General features: G+C 65.2%; 1 protein-coding gene. It reads right to left on the minus strand.

What is annotated here, in order from left to right; genetic code table 11:
- Positions 1–1,476, minus strand: a complete 1,476-nt coding sequence (locus JKG68_RS32240; protein ID WP_202066499.1) for an aldehyde dehydrogenase family protein — start codon at positions 1,474–1,476, stop codon at positions 1–3.
- Positions 1,477–1,503: the final 27 nt, after the last annotated feature.

The raw sequence follows: 1,503 nt of genomic DNA on the forward strand, positions 1-1,503 counted from the left end.
TTACTCGCTCGACTTCGTCTTGGGCACGTAGGGGCCGTTGCCGTCGAAGGTGTAGGCGGTCTTCACCGTGGTGTAGAACTCCTGCGCGTAGCGGCCCTGCTCGCGCGGACCGTAGGACGAGCCCTTCCGGCCGCCGAACGGCACATGGTAGTCGACGCCGGCCGTGGGCAGGTTCACCATCACCATGCCGGCCTCCGCGTTGCGCTTGAAGTGGCTCGCGTATTTCAAGCTCGTGGTGCAGATGCCCGACGACAGACCGAACGGCGTGTCGTTGGCAATCTCAAGCGCCTCGTCGTAGTCCTTCGCGCGGATTACCGTCGCCACAGGCCCGAAGATTTCTTCCTGCGCCACTCGCATCCGATTGTTCACCTCCGTGAACAGGGCCGGCGCCAGATAGAAGCCGGGCGCATCGCGCTTCAGGAGATCGCCGCCCGCCACGAGCTTAGCGCCCTCCTCCTGCCCGATGCGGATGTATTTCAGATCCTGGTCGAGCTGTCCCTGGTCCACCACCGGGCCGATATGCGTGCCGCTCTTGAGGGCGTCGTCGATCACCAGCCCCTGCATGCGCTCCTGCATGGCGGCTACGAACCGGTCGTGAATGCCCTCCGTTACGATCAGGCGCGACGAGGCGGTGCAGCGCTGCCCCGTGGAGAAGAACGCACTGTTGACCGCGCACTCCACAGCCACCTTCAGGTCGGCGTCGTCGAGCACGATCATCGGGTTCTTGCCGCCCATCTCCAGCTGGATCTTCTTCATCGGATCGGCCGTGATGCAGGTCTGGGCCACACGACGGCCGGTGGGCACCGAACCGGTGAACGAGATGGCCGATACCTTGGGGCTCTGCAGCATGGCCTCGCCGACCACGGAGCCGCGGCCCATCACCAGGTTGAACACGCCGGCCGGCACACCGGCCCGGATGATGATCTCGGACAGGGCGTGAGCGGAACCTGGCACGAGCTCGGCAGGCTTGAACACCACCGTGTTGCCATAGGCGAGAGCGGGCGCGATCTTCCAAGCCGGAATGGCGATGGGGAAGTTCCAGGGGGTGATGAGCCCCACCACGCCCACCGGCTCGCGGGTGATCTCCACATCCACGTTGGGACGCACGGACGGCACCTTGTCGCCGGACAGGCGCAGGCATTCGCCGGCAAAGAAGTGGAAGATCTGGCCGGCGCGGGTGACCTCGCCGATACCCTCGGGGAGCGTCTTGCCCTCTTCGCGCGACAGCAGGCGTCCAAGCTCCTCCTTACGGGCCAGGATCTCGTCGCCTACGGCTTTCAGGATGTCGTGGCGGCTCTGGATCGAGGAGCGCGACCAGGCGGGAAAGGCGTCGTAGGCCGCCGAAATGGCGGCCTCGGCCTCGGCCGCAGAGGCGCGGGCGAACTCGCCCACCACATCGTTGGTGTTGGAGGGGTTGATGTTGGGGGAAGCCTCCGAGGCCGCGACCCAATCGCCTGCAATATAGTTCTTCGTCATCGTTAGCCTGCCGTTTTGGTGTTGATG

Source organism: Microvirga aerilata (assembly GCF_016743775.1).
Classification (GTDB): domain Bacteria; phylum Pseudomonadota; class Alphaproteobacteria; order Rhizobiales; family Beijerinckiaceae; genus Microvirga; species Microvirga aerilata.